This window comes from Dermabacter sp. Marseille-Q3180, from assembly GCF_940792985.1.
In the GTDB taxonomy this organism is placed as follows: Bacteria; Actinomycetota; Actinomycetes; order Actinomycetales; family Dermabacteraceae; genus Dermabacter; species Dermabacter vaginalis.
This window is the reverse complement of record NZ_CALNWU010000001.1, coordinates 439,973-457,991: the sequence shown is the minus strand read 5'-3', so window position 1 is coordinate 457,991 and position 18,019 is coordinate 439,973. Positions and strand designations below refer to the sequence as shown.

The 18,019-nt window shown below is 60.5% G+C and carries 14 protein-coding genes; 8 read left to right on the top strand and 6 right to left on the bottom strand.

Features of this window, described 5'->3' with window-relative positions:
- Positions 1-2 precede the first annotated feature (2 nt).
- From ilvN to NBW56_RS02065, 7 genes are all read left to right on the top strand, one after another.
- Positions 3-533, top strand: a complete 531-nt coding sequence (ilvN, locus tag NBW56_RS02095; RefSeq protein WP_065247984.1) for an acetolactate synthase small subunit — start codon at positions 3-5, stop codon at positions 531-533.
- A gap of 131 nt (positions 534-664) precedes the next feature.
- Entirely contained in the window at positions 665-1,696 is a 1,032-nt protein-coding gene (gene ilvC / locus NBW56_RS02090; RefSeq protein ID WP_150333116.1) for a ketol-acid reductoisomerase, read from the top strand.
- Positions 1,697-1,745: 49 nt separating this feature from the next.
- On the top strand, positions 1,746-2,801 hold the full coding sequence (locus tag NBW56_RS02085) for a 3-isopropylmalate dehydrogenase (RefSeq protein WP_250257793.1): 1,056 nt from the start codon (positions 1,746-1,748) through the stop codon (positions 2,799-2,801).
- 41 nt (positions 2,802-2,842) lie between these two features.
- On the top strand, positions 2,843-3,925 hold the full coding sequence (locus tag NBW56_RS02080) for a branched-chain amino acid aminotransferase (protein WP_250257792.1): 1,083 nt from the start codon (positions 2,843-2,845) through the stop codon (positions 3,923-3,925).
- A gap of 44 nt (positions 3,926-3,969) precedes the next feature.
- Positions 3,970-5,583: a citramalate synthase gene (gene cimA / locus NBW56_RS02075; RefSeq protein WP_250257791.1), complete on the top strand. Its 1,614-nt coding sequence runs from the start codon at positions 3,970-3,972 to the stop codon at positions 5,581-5,583.
- Between the two features lie 675 nt (positions 5,584-6,258).
- Entirely contained in the window at positions 6,259-7,458 is a 1,200-nt protein-coding gene (locus NBW56_RS02070) for a radical SAM/SPASM domain-containing protein (protein WP_250257790.1), read from the top strand.
- Positions 7,427-8,716 carry an MFS transporter gene (locus NBW56_RS02065; protein WP_250257789.1) on the top strand — a complete coding sequence of 430 codons (1,290 nt, stop codon included), beginning with the start codon at positions 7,427-7,429 and terminating at the stop codon, positions 8,714-8,716. Before NBW56_RS02070 ends, NBW56_RS02065 begins: the two co-directional genes overlap by 32 nt.
- Before the next feature lie 547 nt (positions 8,717-9,263).
- On the opposite strand, the gene NBW56_RS02060 is transcribed toward NBW56_RS02065, so the two are convergent.
- The 6 genes from NBW56_RS02060 to NBW56_RS02035 form a co-directional block, all read right to left on the bottom strand.
- Positions 9,264-9,848: a helix-turn-helix domain-containing protein gene (locus tag NBW56_RS02060; protein WP_250257788.1), complete on the bottom strand. Its 585-nt coding sequence runs from the start codon at positions 9,846-9,848 to the stop codon at positions 9,264-9,266.
- Positions 9,849-11,196: 1,348 nt separating this feature from the next.
- Positions 11,197-11,898, bottom strand: a complete 702-nt coding sequence (locus NBW56_RS02055; protein ID WP_250257787.1) for a sigma factor-like helix-turn-helix DNA-binding protein — start codon at positions 11,896-11,898, stop codon at positions 11,197-11,199.
- Between the two features lie 38 nt (positions 11,899-11,936).
- The gene (locus NBW56_RS02050; protein ID WP_250257786.1) at positions 11,937-12,446 is read right to left on the bottom strand and encodes a PTS sugar transporter subunit IIA; all 510 of its coding nucleotides are present in this window, start codon (positions 12,444-12,446) and stop codon (positions 11,937-11,939) included.
- Positions 12,443-14,998, bottom strand: a complete 2,556-nt coding sequence (locus NBW56_RS02045; RefSeq protein WP_250257785.1) for a DEAD/DEAH box helicase — start codon at positions 14,996-14,998, stop codon at positions 12,443-12,445. Before NBW56_RS02045 ends, NBW56_RS02050 begins: the two co-directional genes overlap by 4 nt.
- 34 nt (positions 14,999-15,032) lie before the next feature.
- Positions 15,033-15,866, bottom strand: a complete 834-nt coding sequence (locus tag NBW56_RS02040) for an endonuclease/exonuclease/phosphatase family protein (RefSeq protein ID WP_250257784.1) — start codon at positions 15,864-15,866, stop codon at positions 15,033-15,035.
- A 75-nt stretch (positions 15,867-15,941) separates the two neighbouring features.
- The gene (locus NBW56_RS02035; RefSeq protein WP_250258520.1) at positions 15,942-16,895 is read right to left on the bottom strand and encodes a 3-methyladenine DNA glycosylase; all 954 of its coding nucleotides are present in this window, start codon (positions 16,893-16,895) and stop codon (positions 15,942-15,944) included.
- Between the two features lie 195 nt (positions 16,896-17,090).
- On the opposite strand from NBW56_RS02035, the gene NBW56_RS02030 reads away from it, so the two are divergent.
- Entirely contained in the window at positions 17,091-17,882 is a 792-nt protein-coding gene (locus NBW56_RS02030) for a fumarylacetoacetate hydrolase family protein (protein ID WP_250257783.1), read from the top strand.
- Positions 17,883-18,019 lie beyond the last annotated feature (137 nt).

Sequence of the window (18,019 nt, the reverse complement as noted above, 5' to 3'; positions counted from 1 at the left end):
GCATGGACTTTTCGCGCGACCCGGAAAAGAACCACACGCTGTCCGTTCTCGTGGAGAACAAACCCGGCGTGCTGACGCGCGTCTCGGCACTCTTCGCGCGGCGCGGCTACAACATTGCTTCCCTTGCCGTGGGTCCCACGGAGCACGAAGGAATCTCGCGCATTACGGTCGTCGTCGAGGTGGATCAAATGCCGCTTGAGCAGATCACGAAGCAGCTCAACAAGCTCGTGAACGTGCTCAAGATCGTGCAGCTTGAACCAAGGCAGTCGGTTGAGCGCGAGCTCGTGCTCGTGAAGGTGAAGGCCAATAACCAGACCCGTACGTCCGTGCTCGAAATCGTGCAAATGTTCCGCGCCAAGGTCGTCGATGCGGCGTCCGATTCCGTTTCGATCGAGGCGACGGGGTCGGCGGATAAGCTTGCGGCGCTGTTGTCCATGCTCGAACAGTTCGGCGTCAAAGAAATCGTGAAGTCGGGGGCCGTCGCGATCGGTCGCGGCCCGCGCTCGATCACTGATCGCGCGCTACTCGGCTAGGGGAGCGGCGAGGTCCGACGCCCGCAGGCCCACAAGCGTTTCTCAATATGAGACACGTATCCATAAAGTAAGACGAGTGGTGGATAGACTGCCCTCAACCGAATCACACAGGAGAACCGAAGGAGTTCATCGTGGCGGAAATGTTTTATGACGACAATGCCGATCTCGCAGTGATCCAGTCGAAAAAGGTTGGCATCGTAGGCTTCGGCTCGCAGGGCCACGCCCACGCCCTCAACCTCCGCGACTCGGGCGTCGAGGTGCGAGTGGGCCTCAAGGAAGGCTCGAAGTCGCGCACCAAGGCTGAAGAACAAGGCTTCGCCGTTGACACGGTTGCGGAGGTGGCGAAGTGGGCCGATGTCCTCATGATTCTCGCGCCCGATCAGCACCAGGCGGAGATCTACGAAAACGAGATCGCGGGCAACCTCGAAAGCGGCAACGCGCTCTTCTTTGCCCACGGATTCAATATCCGCTTCAACTACATCGAGGCACCGAAGGGCGTGGACGTTGCGCTCGTTGCCCCGAAAGGCCCGGGACACACCGTTCGCCGCGAGTTCGTCGCAGGGCGCGGCGTGCCCTGCATCGTTGCGGTGGAGAATGACGAATCGGGCGAGGCCTGGCCGCTCGCGCTCTCATATACGAAGGCCGTCGGCGGGCTTCGTGCGGGCGCGATCAAGACGACTTTCACCGAGGAAACCGAGACCGACCTCTTTGGCGAGCAGGCCGTTCTGTGTGGCGGCATGAGCCACCTCGTGCAGGCGGGCTTCGAAACCCTTACCGAAGCCGGTTACCAGCCCGAAATCGCCTACTTCGAAGTGCTCCACGAACTCAAGCTCATCGTTGACCTCATGATCGAGGGTGGAATCGCCAAGCAGCGCTGGTCCATTTCCGATACCGCCGAGTTCGGCGACTATGTGTCGGGCCCGCGAGTCGTAGACGAGCACGTCAAGGCCTCCATGAAAGCCGTTCTCGACGACATCCAAAACGGCAGCTTCGCGAAACGCTTTGTTGACGATCAGAAGGCGGGAGCGACCGAATTTACGAAACTGCGCGCACGCGAGCAGGAGCACCCGATCGAGAAGGTTGGCAAAGAACTTCGCACGATGTTCTCGTGGAGCGCCGAGCAGCTCGATTCCGACTACACCGAGGGTACGGCGGAACGCTGATCCGCCCTTTGCCCCGTGCCACACCGCTAGCGTCGCCGAAGGAGAAACCATGAACACAGTCGACCTCGCCGTGATCCCCGGAGACGGGATCGGCCAGGAAGTTGTTCCCGAGGGCCTCAAGGTGCTTCGGGCGGCACTCGAGGGCACTGGACGCGACCTCGTCACGACCAACTACAATCTCGGCGCGAGCCGCTGGCATGAGACCGGTGAGACCCTCACGGATGCGGACCTCGCCTCGCTCAAGTGTCACGACGCCTTGTTGCTGGGCGCCGTCGGAGATCCGAGCGTGCCTTCGGGTGTGCTCGAGCGAGGGCTCCTCCTCAAGTTGCGCTTCGCGTTCGAGCACTACGTGAACCTTCGCCCCACGACCCTCTTCCCGCACGTGGATTCTCCGCTCGCGAATCCCGGTGAAGTCGACTTCGTCGTCGTGCGTGAGGGAACCGAGGGTGCTTACGTGGGTGCCGGCGGCGCGCTCCGCGAGGGCGGGTTAAATGAGGTCGCGACCGAGGTGTCAATTAATACCGCCCACGGAGTCGAACGCGTTGTGCGCTACGCGTTCGACCTCGCACGAAAGCGCCGAAAGAAACTCACGCTCGTGCATAAGCACAACGTGCTCGTGCACGCCGGCCGCTTGTGGAAACGCATCGTTGAGGAGATCGCCCCCGAGTATTCGGACGTCGAGGTGGATTACTCCCATATCGATGCGATGATGATCTATCTCGTGCAGGATCCTTCGCGTTTCGATGTCATCGTGACTGACAACCTCTTCGGTGACATCATCACCGACCTCGCGGGCGCGATCTCGGGGGGCATCGGCCTTGCGGCCTCCGGCAACCTCAACCCCTCGGGCGAGTTCCCCTCGATGTTTGAACCCGTGCACGGCAGCGCCCCCGATATCGCGGGCAAGGGCATCGCGAATCCCGCCGCGACGATCCTTTCCGTAGCGCTCCTTCTCGAGTCGATCGGTGAGGACGATGCCGCGCGCAGGGTTCGAGAAGCTGTCACCGAGGATCTCGCGAACAATCCGAACTCCGCGCGATCGTGCGCCGAGCTCGGGGACGTGATCGCGAAAGCGGTGCGAGAAAAGGGGAGCTCGGGCTCGTAAACTGGGGGAATCCACGAAAGCATGTGAGAGGAAAGAAACCCATGGGTGAGTACCGCGCAAGTTCGGCTCCGCGTCGAATCTCGAGTGAGGAGCGCGAGCGAATTCTCCGCGACCCTGGCTTTGGCGACAATTTCACCGACTACATGGCCCACCAGCGCTGGACCGAGACCGAGGGGTGGGGGGAAGGAGAGATTCTCCCGTACGGCCCCCTTTCGCTCGAGCCCGCCGCGGCTGTTTTCCATTACGCTCAGGAAATTTTCGAAGGCCTCAAGGCCTTCCGCCACGCCGACGGAAGCGTGTGGACGTTCCGTCCCGAGAAGAACGCCGCGCGCATTCAGAACTCGGCTCGGCGCCTCGCCTTGCCGGAAATTTCAACCGAGGACTTCCTCGCGTCCCTTCGCGCGGTCGTGAGCGCCGATGAGCCCTGGGTGCCCACGGGCGGCGAGACGAGCCTCTACCTTCGACCGTTCATGTTTGCCTCGGAAAACTTCCTCGGCGTGCGCGCCGCGCACACCGTCGACTACTACGTGATCGCCTCGCCCGCAGGCAACTACTTCCCGCGCGGCATTCAACCGCTCGTCGTGTGGGTCTCGCCCCTCGCGGCACGTGCCGGCCGCGGCGGTACTGGCTTTGCGAAGTGCGGCGGTAACTACGCGAGCTCTCTCCAGGGCAAGTACGAAGCTGCCCGGTCAGGCGCCGATGAGGTCATGTTCCTCGATTCGGAGACCCATACGAACATCGATGAGCTTTCCGGCATGAACATCTTCGTGGTGTACGCCGATGGCCGTATCGTGACCCCGACCCTCACCGGCTCGATCCTCCCCGGGGTCACACGCGATTCGATCCTCACGCTGGCGGCTGATCGGGGGCTTCGCCCGAGCGAAGAATCCGTGAACTACGCGAAACTCACGGCCGATATCGCCGAAGGGCGCGTAACCGAAATGTTCGCGTGCGGCACGGCCGCCGTGATCAACCCGATCGGCGAACTACGCGACGAAAATTCCACGTGGACGATCGGTGATGGCGGTAGTGGTGATGTCACGATGGCGCTTCGCGAGGAGCTCACGGGAATCCAGTACGGCCGTATCGAGGACCGTCACGGCTGGCTCACGCGACTCGTCTAGCATCAGTTTTCTTCGTTCCCCTGCAGATTTCGGAGGTCACGGCAGTGTTTCACCTCTACGACACGACCCTTCGTGACGGCTCCCAACAGGAGGGCCTCACGCTGAGCGTTGAGGATAAACTCCAGGTTGCGCGACTTCTCGACGACCTTGGCGTGAGCTACATCGAGGGTGGCTGGCCGGGTGCGGTTCCGAAAGACACCGAATTTTTTGCGCGTGCCCAAAGCGATCTCACGCTGAAAAATGCGCGACTCGCGGCCTTCGGTGCGACGCGCAAGAAGGACGCCGTGGCCAAGGAGGATCCTCAGTTGCGTGCGCTCGTCGAGTCGGGCGCCCCCACGCTCACTCTTGTGGCGAAGTCCGATCTTCGACACGTCGAAGCGGCCCTTCGCACAAGCGCCGAGGAAAATCTCGCCATGGTGCGCGAGAGCATCGAGTTTCTGCGCGAGTGTGGCCGTGAGGTGTTCATCGACGCCGAACATTTCTTCGATGGCTACGCCTACGATGCCGACTACGCGGTAAGTGTGGTAGCCGAGGCCCTCCGCGCGGGTGCCTCGATAGTGGTGTTGTGTGACACGAACGGTGGGATGCTTCCACACAAGGTCAGTGCAATCTACGCGGATGTGCGCGCACGGCTCGAAGCCGAAGGGCTTGATCCTGATCTCCTGGGCGCGCATATGCACAACGATTCGGGTTGCGCGATCGCGAACACGATCGCTGCGGTCGAGGCTGGCGCGGTGCATGTCCAGGGCTGCGTCAATGGTTACGGCGAACGCACGGGCAACGCCGATCTCATCCCAGTCCTCGCGAATCTCCAGCTCAAGCTCGGCCGAAAGCTTGTGACTGACGCACAGCTCGGCGATGCGACTCGCATTGCCCACGCGATCGCGGAAGTCGCCAACATTCCTGCACAGTCGCGCGCCCCTTACGTGGGCGCGAGCGCCTTCGCACACAAGGCAGGTTTGCACGCGAGTGCCATCAGGGTCGATCCGGATCTGTATCAACACATGGATCCCATGGTCGTGGGCAACGACATGCGCATGATCATCTCGGATATGGCGGGCAAGGCCTCGATCGAGCTGAAGGGCCGCGAGCTCGGCTACGACCTCTCCGGGGAAGACGCCACGCTCGCGCTGCTCGCCGAAACCGTGAAGGGGCGTGAAGCCGAGGGGTACAGTTACGAAGCTGCCGACGCTTCCTTTGAGATGCTTGTTCTCCACGTTCTCGGGGATCTGCCCACGTACGTGGAAGTCGAGTCGTGGCGCACCTCCTCGCATCAATTGCGCGACGGCTCGCTCGAATCAGAAGCGACCGTGCGACTGAGCACAGCGCCCCACCACCGCAGTGTGACGATCGCCGAGGGAAACGGCCCCGTGAACGCGCTCGATAAAGCCCTTCGCGAGGCACTTATGGATACCTACCCCCAGATCGCGTCCTTCGCGCTCGTGGACTTCAAGGTACGCATCCTCGACTCGCAGCAGGGCACCGATGCGACCACTCGCGTTCTTGTCACGAGCCAAGCGCCGTTTGGTCGTTTCACCACGGTGGGCGTGGGCCCGAACATTATCGAGGCCTCGTGGGAAGCGCTTTTCGATGCCTATTGGTACGGCCTCCACAAGCTCGGTGTGACACCCGCGCGCGAAAGCGGAGAATCGTACTAGAGCATCGCTTCGAGATCTTTCAGCTTGCGGATCCTGAATGGACAGCAGTGCCAGCGGTAGGCGGGACCACATCTCAAGCCCGCAGTGAGAAGGGCGGAAGGGGAGCCGGGAGGCCCGTGGTGGTGGGGCGTGAAGAAGGGTCGAAGCCATGTGCTCTCTCTAGGGGGGGGGAGGGGGACCGTTCTATGCTTATGGCATTTCCACCCCTACTCGCGGGCAGCAAGCCAGCTTCTCGGAGCGTCGCTACGTGCGTCGTAGCGGTGCGGGGAGTGCAGCCCACTTCTTCCGAGATATCGCGGCGGGGTGGTATACGTCCGGTATCGCTATAGCTACTGGAGACGGCGAGGTGGATGCGACCGCGCGTCTCGTTGCCCTGTACCCAAACGAAACCACCCCTCTAGGTCGCTCGCCACCACACTCCGGCAACGCAAGCGTGGCCTTTCGTCCCGAAGTTGCTGTGATATGTGCCCTACTCTTTTATTACTCGAGTCCTCACAAGGAGGTGAAGAAATGTCCGAGGAAATCCTGGATTTGATGGCCAACTACCTGCACGCTAATGAAGTGGAAGCACCGGGCTGGTGCGGAATTGGGTGCAACGGCATGGGATTCTAATAACCGACAGGGAGGGCGGTCGCCCAGGCTTCCACCCTCCCACTTTCGACTGGAAATTAAGTCATGAAATTCGCCGACACGCTAGCGCTGGATACTTACACCAAAGCCCGCAGCAAAGTTAGTGCAGCCGCTACCCGCGCCCCTATCCTCTCTGAACTTGTGCTCAATATTTCAGAGGGCTGTAACCTCACCTGTGGGTACTGTTTTGCGAAAGAGGGGCTCTACTCCGAAGAGTCACCCGCTTGGATGTCACGAGAACATTCGTATCGATACACTCAGCAGATGCTCGAGTCTCACCCGAATATCTCTCGGATCAAGCTATTCGGGGGCGAACCATTCATGAATATTCCAGCAATTACTGGCTTTGTTGACGCGTTCGAAGAGCATCTCGCTCGCAATCCTGATCGACACAAGCAGATCTCCGTCGGATGCGTAACAAATCTAACGATTTACTCTGCCAAGCTAGTAGACCTCATCAAGCGAGCGAACATTCGCATCACCGCCTCGATCGATGGTCCACGCGAAATCCATGACCTCAACCGTCGTTTCCGTAACGGGCGCGGGTCATTCGATCGGATCATTTCCGTTGCGAAACGCTATGCCGATTCAGGCATCTCTATCGATGGCGTTGAGTGCGTCTACTCTCCCGCACACAAGGCGGCCGGGATCAGCATGCTCGATCTCCACGAGTTCATTCTCTCCATACTCAACCCGAGGCGCGTTATCCTCACACCTTTGCAGGCTGCTCTGCCAGATGAGCATCCAGAGCAGGTTGACTTCGCTGCATGGATCAGAGAAACAGCGACTGACTACGTGCGCGAGTGCGTGCGCCGCAAAGAAGAGCATGTTTCGTACAGGGCAATTACTGAGGACAACCTCGGGGTGCTTTTCGGTCCCAAGTCCACCCACGGCTGGTGTGCTTTGGGGCGATCCACGTGCACCGTTACCGCGGACGGTACAGTAGTCCCCTGCTACACACTGCTTGACCACAAGAATCGGTGGACGCTCGGGCACCTAAGCGACACTTCCTTCATGCCAAGCATGCGGAGCGAAGATATTTTCCTAGAGCTACAGCAGGCCACCCCTTTGAAAGCGAGCGAGTGCCAGGATTGTGACATCAAGGAGGTTTGCAGGGGGTGCCCCGGGGCTGTTTACGCTCAGCGGGAAGTGTTTACTGGGCGGGACTCCATTAGTTGTAACTACCGAATCGGATCTCTCGAAGGGCTGATCGATGGATGGAAACTTACCGCCAACCAAGGTTAGCCCAGGTCACCTCTCAGCTGTTCGCGGATACCGGCCGTGGTTTCTCACCGATGCTTCTTTTGCGCTGGCCATTGCGGTAAACGGGTTCGCGCTACCTATTCTCGTACTCCTCGAAGGAGGCACGGCATCCGAAGCTGGCACAGTCTCTGCCATAGGGGCAGCGACAGCAGGGGTAAGTCATGTCTTCGGTGGGTGGCTGCAAGACACCATCAATAAGCGAAGTCTCGTGATACTCAGCAGTGTGGCGGGCATGGCTCTGTTTATTTCGGGGGTCCTGCTTCTCGCCACAGGTCAGTTCACATTCATCACCGCATCAGCGCTGGCTTGCCTCCTTGGACTCCGGGCGGGGTTGGTCGGCTCAACAACGAATGTCATGCTGCGATCATTCATTCCAGCGTCGCTCTTACCAAAAGCAATTGCTGTGAATCAAGCTCGAGACGCATCGATCGAATTTCTTGGCCCCCCTGCCGCCGGGTTCCTCCTTGAAGTGGGTAGAGCTTTCCCCTTTGTAACCAACGCAGTCTTAAACCTATGCGCACTGCTCGCGTCACTGTTCCTCCCGAAAGCCATCTTCGATCCGGAAGCGAGCTCCACGGGGGAAGTAAGGAAGCCAGTCTCAGTACGTGAGGTCTTAGCGGGATTCGGGTACATGTGGAGAAGCCCCCTTTTGCGCACAATTTCCATAACTGGCAATCTCGCGCTTGCGATATTCAATACCGCCATCCTTGTCACGACTTGGGAGATATTGAGCAGGGAAAACAGTGCTGTAGCAGCGAGTCTCGTTAACACTGGTGTTGCTGTCGGTGTGGTGATCGGCGCAGTTTTTGCACCAAAGTTCGCATCCCGCTTTCAGGGGGGAGCGTTGGTGCTATGCGCATACCTATTACCGCTGGTATCGCTCATTGGGTTGCTTCTGGTCGAGCACACCTTCGCGAAGGTAGCGTTCCTTATCCCTGCAATGTTCTTACTGCCTGCAGGAAGCGCTGTGATGGGCTCAATTCAAATGCTTTCTGTTCCCAGAAGCGCGCTTGGGCGCTTCGTCGCGGCAATCGGCCTTGTTGAGCTGACCCTGACCGCAATAACGACTGTAGCGGTATCCAGCCTGTACGAACACTTCGGCTACACGCCCACACTCCTTGTGTCGGTTGCTGCTGTCGCAGCCAGCCTTGTTCACCTGGCATCAACCTCTAGGCTGCGACACATACCTACCTCAGACAAGTACGAGGAGTATGTTGCGGAAGAAAGCTGCGAAACTTAACGCTCGCGGCAGCTCAAGTCATTTTCTTAAAAATTACGCAACGGTAATTTTATGGTTCCCTGTGGGGTCCAGATGACTCTTTCTGCGACGCATCTGTCAGTCCGGGGCACTTCACGGCGCGCCCACACTCGACGCGTTCGTTGACGGCGTCACCCTCTCCACCCCCTACAGCGCACTCGCCCCCTCCCTGGCCTCCCTCGCTGACGAGGACGGCTTGAACGAGGCCCTTCGCCACTTCCCCCACAACGCTCTCACTCGCGCCCCGCTCTTTCATGGCGCCGCCTTCGTTGACTCCTCGTGGACTCTGCCCGAGGCGGACACAGCCCGCCCGGCTCATTGTGGCCGTCCTCGAACAAACTCTTGCGCCTCCCCCTTCTCATAGCCTTCCGCCTCACGCCAGTCAGCCACGAAGGCTCCGGCACGAGTCCGGACATCGGAGAGAACAGGAGGCTTAGGCATGAGTGCTCCAGGTAGTTAGTGGGTTAGAAGTCTTGTGCCCTCCCCAGGGGGGAGGGGGAACCGTTCTATGCTTACGGTATGAGACCCCCTAATCGGGGAGCATCCCAGCTGCCCTAAGGGCGCTCATGTGGCGGGCTACAGTGGCCCTCGAAACTCCCGCTTCTTCCATCAGCTCCGCCCAGGTTGGGACACGCTCTAGCTCTTCGTAGTAGCGTCCGACAATCATTTGAATTTGAGCACGGGTCGTTTGGCCCTGCAGCTTCTTTCTGCGGTGCTGCTTCGCGAGCCTTGCGCGTTCCCTTTGGGCATATTCACTGTTGGGGTCGTCCCACCGCTGGGCGGCTTTCTTGCCGCCGCGTGAGCCGAAGGTGCGTAGTGCGTTGCGTTCTACGGGGGTGACGTGTTGGGTGGAGCTGAGGCTTGTTCCGGCCTCTTTGGTGGTCTTGTTGGTGGTGGCGTAGGCGCGGACGCGGCGGGCCATGGTGAGACGGTCGCGCATAGGTGGCATTTCGTCGGGGCGGCCTAGGGTGTCTTGGGCGTGGGCGATGCGGTAGGCGTGTTCGTAGGCGTCGATGATGAGGTTGTCTTTGAGGCGTTGGCCGCGTTTGTGTGCGCGGTGTGCGGTTTTGAGGGCGTGGCGGAAGGCTGTTTCGTCGCGTTGTGGGGTACCCAACCAGACCACACGCAAACAACCCGGATGTTTCCCGGATCTCGAGAAAACCCCTTTCGACCCTTTTATCAAAGTGTTACCTTTCGAGCGGCGATGACGCCACACCAGGGACTCCGTAGCGGAGTCTCTGGAAACAACAAGAGCAAGGAAAGCTCATGACTTTCGTACTGCCATCACTCGCCGAGGCCATATTCGGCCTGTGCTGGATTGCCCTCTTTGGCTTTCTCGGGAGCTGGCTCGGCAAAGGCCTTTGGCTTCGTTCAAAGAAGAGTGGGCAACGAGGCCAATAGCTCCCTTCTCGACACCAGTTGTATCCCTCCACCCGATTCTCTTCACCTTGGATGAAATATGCACAAAAAGTTCATGCAGAGGCTTACCGCTTCAATCATCATTTTTCTTACGGCTTTCGGGACGGTCTCAGCAGCCGAAGCTGCCCCCGCTACAAGCGCGATCTGCATTGTGAGTACGCGATCTGGCATAGCTAGCAAAGACTGGGACGGTAAGAATCCCAAGACCTGTAAAGGTACTTACCAGCTCTGGGATATCAGTAGAGGAAGAGCAGGCCTCTTGCTCGAAGTCAAATCCCCCAATTGGGTCGACGCGAGAACGGTCTTCAAAAAAGGATATAGAGATGCACAGAAGTGGTGTTCTAACAATTCCCTCACGTGCAACATTGTCACATCGGTCGGCGTGAGTATTGTCCTCGGATTGCTGGCGAAGTAAGAATGCAGAACAAGAAGGTAACCCAAGGAGTCTCAATGACATGGCAAAAGAAGTCTGCTCTTGTTCTGGCAGCGATCGCAGTAAGTGCAGTGGTCTTCTGGCTCTTGGGCGGGACATTCACCCCGCTTACGATCGCGTCGACTATCGCAACCCCCACCCTCGCTGTACTTGCTGTACTGCTTGTCCGTGAAAAGGTCGCAGAGCGACACAAAGCCCGACGAAGAACACGCACGTAACAACCGCTGTACGTAAGTGCACATTCATGCACTTACGTACAGCTCTTATTTTGTCGGCAACGGCCGCTCGCGGTTGCCGGTACACCACAGGGCATGATGAAAAAAATTGCTCATGTCCTAGCCGCCGTTATCTTCTGCTGGAGCGCCTTCTTTGGACGGCTCGATACACCAGCCCCAGCACCCTCTACGGCCTGCTACGCGGAAGCCTTCGAGAAGGAAAGTCCGCATATGTGAAGCCCCTCTGAGCAGACAGTCACGAGCCACCCGGGGCGGCCCCTGGAACAGTCACGGAAACGTGGCTAGAGAAGCGGGGTTTGCATGGGTGAAAAGACTGGAAGCCATGTGCCCTCCTAATGGAGGGGGAACCGTTCTATGCTTACGGCCTGACCCATTTATTTGGAGCTGCTGCGCCGTCCTCGCGGCAGACTGATTCCTGCCTGTTTGAGAGCACGCTTCACCGTTTCCCGCGAGACACCAAACTCCTCCGCGATTTCTGCCATCGTGGGTGGAGCACCTAGTTCGAACTCGTGCTTTTGAACAGCTGCGGCAATCTCAAGCCTTATCGAGGAAGCGCCAAGCTTGCGGCGTTTGTTTGCGGCTTCGAGGGGTTTGCGGGCGTTGGTCTGGTACTCGGTTTGGGTGGGGTCGTCCCACCGCTGGGCGGCTTTCTTGCCGCCGCGTGAGCCGAAGGTGCGTAGTGCGTTGCGTTCGGTGGGGGTGACGTGTTGGGTGGAGCTGAGGCTTGTTCCGGCCTCTTTGGTGGTCTTGTTGGTGGTGGCGTAGGCGCGGACGCGGCGGGCCATGGTGAGGCGGTCGCGCATAGGTGGCATTTCGTCGGGGCGGCCTAGGGTGTCTTGGGCGTGGGCGGTGCGGTAGGCGTGTTCGTAGGCGTCGATGATGAGGTTGTCTTTGAGGCGTTGGCCGCGTTTGTGTGCGCGGTGTGCGGTTTTGAGGGCGTGGCGGAAGGCTGTTTCGTCGCGTTGTGGGACTCCTGCTGCGTCGTAGAGGACGCGGACGCCTTGGATGTAGGACGGGTCGTGGCGTTCGAGTTCTTCGACGCTGAGGCCGTCGAGCTCGTCGGAGAGGGCGCGCATGCGTTGAGCGCGTTCGCGGTTGGCTTTGGCTTGAAGGATCAAGGTGTACGCGGGTGTGGGGGGTTGTCGGGGGTTGTGGTGAGTGCGGCGAGTTGTTCGAGCATCGTTTCGAAGGACCGGCATGCGTGCTCGGCAGAGCCGACTTCGAGCCTTTCGCGCCGAGCGCCGTCACCAAGGATGCTGAGGAGCCTTTCGAGTGCCTCGACCTGGGCCATCCCGTCGCGGGCAACGATAAAGACGGCGAGGCGCACCTGGAGCGCTCCGGCGTCGGAATCTCCCATCGCACCAAACGCGAGCGGCTCGGCGAGCCGGGTGATGACGAAGGCGTCCGCGAGCGTGTGCTCACCGTCAGCGTGAGGGATCGCCGCGGGAGGCTCGAGCGGGAGCCCGGTGGGGAAGCGCTCTTCGCGGAGGATCACGGCGTCGCGCCAGGAGGGTTTGACGCAGCCGCTCGCCTCAAGGCGCGCGGCTACAACGCGCGCGAGCGAGGCAAAATCCGTGCACTCGGCACTCGGCACATCGAGCACGAAGATCACGGGGGTGTTCATCGCCACGGCGCTTTCACGAGGTCACCCACGTATTCGAGCGTGAGGGCGAGCTCGCCCTCCTCATCGGTCTTCTCGAGATCGATGATTGCTTGCATGACGAAGTCGTTGTCTCCCTCGGGATCCACGATCGTTTGGGTCACGAGCCAGCGTTTGGATTCGTGCTCGATGCGGAGGTATTGGCTCTTACGGGCGTAGTCCTCGATGACAACGTGGTCGTGCGCGTCGTAGAAGTCGTCCATGGCTTCCCCCCAGCGGTCGGCGTTCCAGCCACTTTCGCTATCGAGCTCGCCGAGCTGTTCTTCACGCTCGAACGCGAAATCCTCGACTCGGCGCCACATGGCTGCGCGCACCATCTGCGTGAGCACTTTCGTTTGCGCACTCAACGCTCGGGGTGAATCGGGGCGTACCTCGCTGGCCGCGTCGCCAGTGTCCTCGGGGTTCGACAGTGCCTCCCACTCGTCAAGCAACGAGGAATCAACACCCCGCACGAGCACGCCGAGCCACTCGATCACATCTTCGAGCTCTTCGGTGCGGAGCTCTACGGGGAGCGTACGCCGCAGGGCCTGGTAGGCGTCGGAAAGATAGCGCAGCACGATGCCCTCGGAGCGCATGAGCCTGTAGCGCGAGACGAATTCGCTGAACGTCGCGCCCGTTTCGTAGAACTCGCGCACGATTTTCTTGGGGGAGAGGTCGTGCATGTTGATCCACGGGCGGTTTTTTGCGTAGATCTCGAGCGCCGCCGTGAGTTCTTCCTCGAGGGGTTTCGGCCACGTGACCTCGTCGAGGCGCGCCATGCGCTCGGTGTATTCGACGCCGTCGGCCTTGAGTTCGGCAAGCAGCGCGCTCTTCGCGGCATTTTGTTGAGCAAGGAGAATCTGGAACGGGTCTTCGAGGATCGCTTCGATGATCGATACCGAGTCCATTGTGAGGGTCGGGGAGTCCTCGTCGAGGATATCGAGGGCCGCGATCGCGAACGCCGCGAGGGGCTGGTTCATTTGGAAGTCCCACTGGAGGTCGTCCACGAGCGTCACGGTGCGGCCAAGGTGATCCGGCTCTTCTCTCACCGTGATGATTTCTGCCTCTTTGAGGCCTCGGAAAAGTTCGAGGGCGCGGCGTTTGAGTGCGAATTTTTGGGTGCGGGTCTGGTGGCTTTCGTCGATGAGGTGCTGGGCCGCTTTAAGGGCGCTACCCGGTCGGGAGATAAGCGCGAGGAGGATCGCGCTCGTCATCGCCATGTGCGGTTTGAGTTCCGACGGTTGCTCTTCACTAAGCTTCTTCAGGTTCTCCTCGGTCCAGTTCACTCGCCCCTCGGGAATCCTCATTTTTGGCTCGCGCCGCTTTTTCTTCGCGCTGTTCGGCTTCGCGCCACTTTCGGTCCGCTTGGCGAAGCGCTCCTTCTCCTTTTCGAATTCGACGGCCCATTCGGGTGCCTGGACGACAACGTGGCCCACGGTGTCGTAGCCCGCTCGACCGGCGCGGCCAGCGATCTGGAGGAACTCGCGCGTATTGAGAAGTCGCTGGCGGCGACCGTCAAACTTCGCAAGCCCCGTCATCAGCACCGTGCGAATGGGAACGTTGATGCCTACGCCGAGCGTGTCGGTGCCCGCGATGACCTTGAGCAGGCCCGATTGGGCGAGGCGTTCGACGAGACGGCGGTATTTAGGGAGCATGCCGGCGTGGTGCACGCCGATACCCTCGCGCACGAGCTTCGAGAGAATCGAGCCGAAGCCTCGTGAAAAGCGGAAATCACCGATGAGCTCGCGAATCGTGTCCTTTTCCTCGCGCGTAAGAATCTTCGTACCGAGGAGATGCTGTGCTTGCTCGAGGGCGTCTTTTTGCGTGAAGTGGACGATGTATACGGGTGCGTCGCGATTTTCGAGGATCTCTTTAATCGTGTCGGGAAGATCGGTGGTTGCCCAGCGAAAATCGAGCGGAACGGGACGCTCAGCATCCGCGATCGTGCTCACGCTTCGGCCAGTGCGCTCGGCGAGATCCTTCTCGAAGAAGCTCACATCGCCGAGAGTCGCGCTCATCAGAACGAACTGTGTGCGGGGGAGTTCGATCAGGGGCACCTGCCAGGCCCAACCGCGCTGCGCATCGTCGTAGAAATGAAACTCGTCCATGACGACGAGACCGATGTCGCTCGTCTCGCCGTCGCGAAGGGCGTGGTTCGCGAGAATCTCCGCGGTGCACACGATGATGGGAGCCTCGTGATTGACGGAAGAATCGCCCGTCATCATGCCCACGGATTCCGCCCCAAACATCGAGACAATCTCGAAGAACTTCTCGCTCACAAGCGCCTTGATGGGGGCCGTGTAGTATGCCTTCTCTCCGCGCGCCATCGCCGCAAAGAGAGCCGCGTACGCAATCGTCGTCTTTCCCGAGCCCGTAGGGGTGGCGGCAATGACGTGATCACCCGCGGCGATCGCGAGAAGCGCCTCTTCCTGGTGGGGGTAGAGTGTGCGGCCTACCTCGGCTTGCGCGGCGATAAAGCCCTGGGCGATCGCGTCTTCGCTCGAGTCCTGGGGGAGAAAGTCGTGAAGAAGTGGCATGCCTCCATTGTGGCAGCCCTGGCAGGGCCAGCCGCTACTTCGTAGCTGGATCTGCGTGAGGGATCTCGAGTTCGGCCACCACCGGTAGGTGATCCGAGGCGTGCGTGCGATGGGTCTTGGCCGAGATCGGCCGGATGGAGCGGCTCGCGAGAATGTAATCGATTCGCCTCATGGGGATAGGGAGCACCGGATTCGTGCGGCCAAGCAGGCGCTTGGCAAGGGGGAAACGGTGCTTCGCGGCCCACACATCGATGAGGCCCTTCGTGAAAACCGCGTAATCGCGCACTTGCGAAGGCGCGGCATTGAGGTCGCCAACGAGGACCGCCGGCTCCTCGCCCGCGAAGGCCACCTCGCGCGCGGCCCGAAACTGCGCGCGCCGAGACTTCGCGGGACCGAGCGCAAGGTGGGTCACCGAAAACGCAAACGGCACCCCATCCGCGTCGATCCGGGCTCGGAGCACCGCGCGGCGCTCAATCAGGCGGTTCTCGGGCAGACGCGCCATGTGTGACTCGAGAATCGGGAAGCGCGAGAGCACCGCGACCCCGTACTGGCGACGCGTGCTGATCCCTACCCGCTCGACGGAGCGCCGCGAGGGATCCAGATCAATCGTGGGTGCGAACTGGGCGTGCATATCGAGCCGATCCGCGAGCCAGGCCGCCTGATCCACGAAATCCGAGCGTGTACCGAAGAAGCGATCGACCTCCTGCAAGCCGATGACATCAGCTTCAAGCGCCTCGAGGGCATGTGCCGTCGATTCCAGGTTGAGGACGTTTCTGGAATTCGCGCCGTGATGAATATTGAAGGTCGCGACACGCACGCGCCTAACGGGCGCGGGTGAGGACTGCGTCGAAGCGGGCGAAGGGGGCATGACACCATTGTGCCCGCTTGAGCGACGAATCATGAGGTTTCCTGCGGGGTGTCCGGGTGCTGGTACAACGATGAGCTATCGCGCATTTTCGACGTGAGCCCCCGCAGCGTCAGCAAAAAGCGAGGCAAGCGGATCAAGAATCGCGAGGATGCGCATGCGTAGCTCGTTGGAGCGATCGGCGAGTGCCCGCTGACGCCGCACATACTCCTTTTTTCCCTCATCGGTTTCGATCGGAACCACCCCGTAACCGTAACCTCGGCAGTCGTACGGGGAAGCCTCCATGTCGAGGATACGCAAGTCCAGGGCATGCTCGAAGCAATCGAGCACGATGTCGCTTGGAAGCAGGGGCGCAAGCTTCATCGACCACTTGTAGAGGTCCATCCCTACGTGGAGACATGCGGGATCATCCCTCATCGGCTGAGTCTCCCGTGTGGGATGCGAAGCATTGAGCGGAGCCGCGTCAGGCGTGAAGAAGCGAAAGGCATCGATATGTGAACACACCAGACGGTTCTCCTCGACGACGCGGTTCGTTTCCTCGGCGCTAAGGCGCAAGGGGAGTGACTCGTGGCGTTTTTCGCCCGCCCCAAGCCGATACACCATCGCCCACTCATGAAGCCCAAAGCACGAGAAATTTCCCGGCTTTTCAGCGAAACTCGAATTCGTGAGCAGGCGATGAATCCAATAGGCAGCATCGCCGCGCTCACGCACAAAACGCTCGAGATCCGCCACCCGCACGCCGTTTGGCTCCCCACTCGACGAATCCTTAAGCTCGCGATACCAGCGCCGAGTGCCGTCGGAGTCCACATCCCCGCGCCCCCGAAGCTCCTCATCCGCCGCGGCGTCGTAACCGATGTGCCAGCCCGGGTGCCACCGCCGAAGCTGTCCCGGGCTAAAGGGGTAGTACGTGTGCAGAAAATCCTCAATCGGATGCTTTTCACCCCGCGCCTTGCGCTCGCGGTGCGGGGCGCTCAGGGCGTCGGCGCGGTTCTCATGAGCCTCGCGTGCACGCGCCACCTCCGACGCAGACATGAGGGTCACGAGGCCGCCCGGGGCGGGGGTCGAATCCAATACCAGTGAAGAATGGGGCACCCCACAAGCCTACGTGCCATGTGCACGTGAGCCGGGCCGCGCTCGCGGGCGGCGAATGTGAAGAAAGGGTGAGGGGTGGTCAAGGGCATAGGCAGCACACCCGTGAGGGCCGAACGGCCCTACTAGACTGGGGGCATGCGCATTGCACGATTCACCACCGGCTCGAACCCGATGTTCGGTATCGTCCAAGAAAAAGATGGCGTGGACATGGTGTACGGGATTACGGGAGATCCGCTCTACACGCAGATTCAGCCGAACGGTACGATCCTCCCGCTCGAGGATGTTCGCCTCCTCGCTCCGGTCATTCCCCGCTCCAAGGTCGTTGGCGTGGGCAAAAACTATGCCGAGCACGCGCGCGAGATGGGCACAGAAGCGCCCGAGACTCCTCTGCTCTTCCTCAAGCCGAACACGTCCGTCATCGGCCCGAACGACCCGGTGATCTATCCCTCTTACGCGAAGGAGCTGAGCTTCGAGGCTGAGCTGGCGATCGTCATCAAGTCCCTCGCGAAGAATGTTCCGGCCGAGCGCGCTGCCGACGTCATCCTCGGGTACACGTGCGCGAACGACCTCACGGTGCGTGACGCCCAGCGCGAAGAATCGCAGTGGTTCCGCGCGAAAGCGTTCGATACGTCGTGCCCTCTCGGCCCGTGGATCGAAACTGATCTCGACACCGCGCAAACGCGCATCCGCTCGCGAGTCAACGGCGAGGTCAAACAGGACGCCACGAGCGCGCAGATGCTCCGCACGATCCCTGAGCTGATCGAGGAGATTACCCGCTCGACCACGCTTCTGCCCGGCGACGTCATCCTCACCGGAACCCCCGCGGGCGTTGGCCTGCTCGAAGCTGGTGACACCGTCGAGGTCGATATCGACGGGCTCGGCACCCTGACCAATCGCGTCGTTTCGCCCGAAGAACTCGAGGCCTAAAATCCGCAACCGGGGCACTCGCTCCGCCAACCTCCCAAAGGAGAACATCCACGTGAGCGCTGAGAACATCGATCTCGCGACCCTTCCCACCCTCGATAGCACGCGCGGTCACAGCGAGGTGCGCGTGCGCTTTTGCC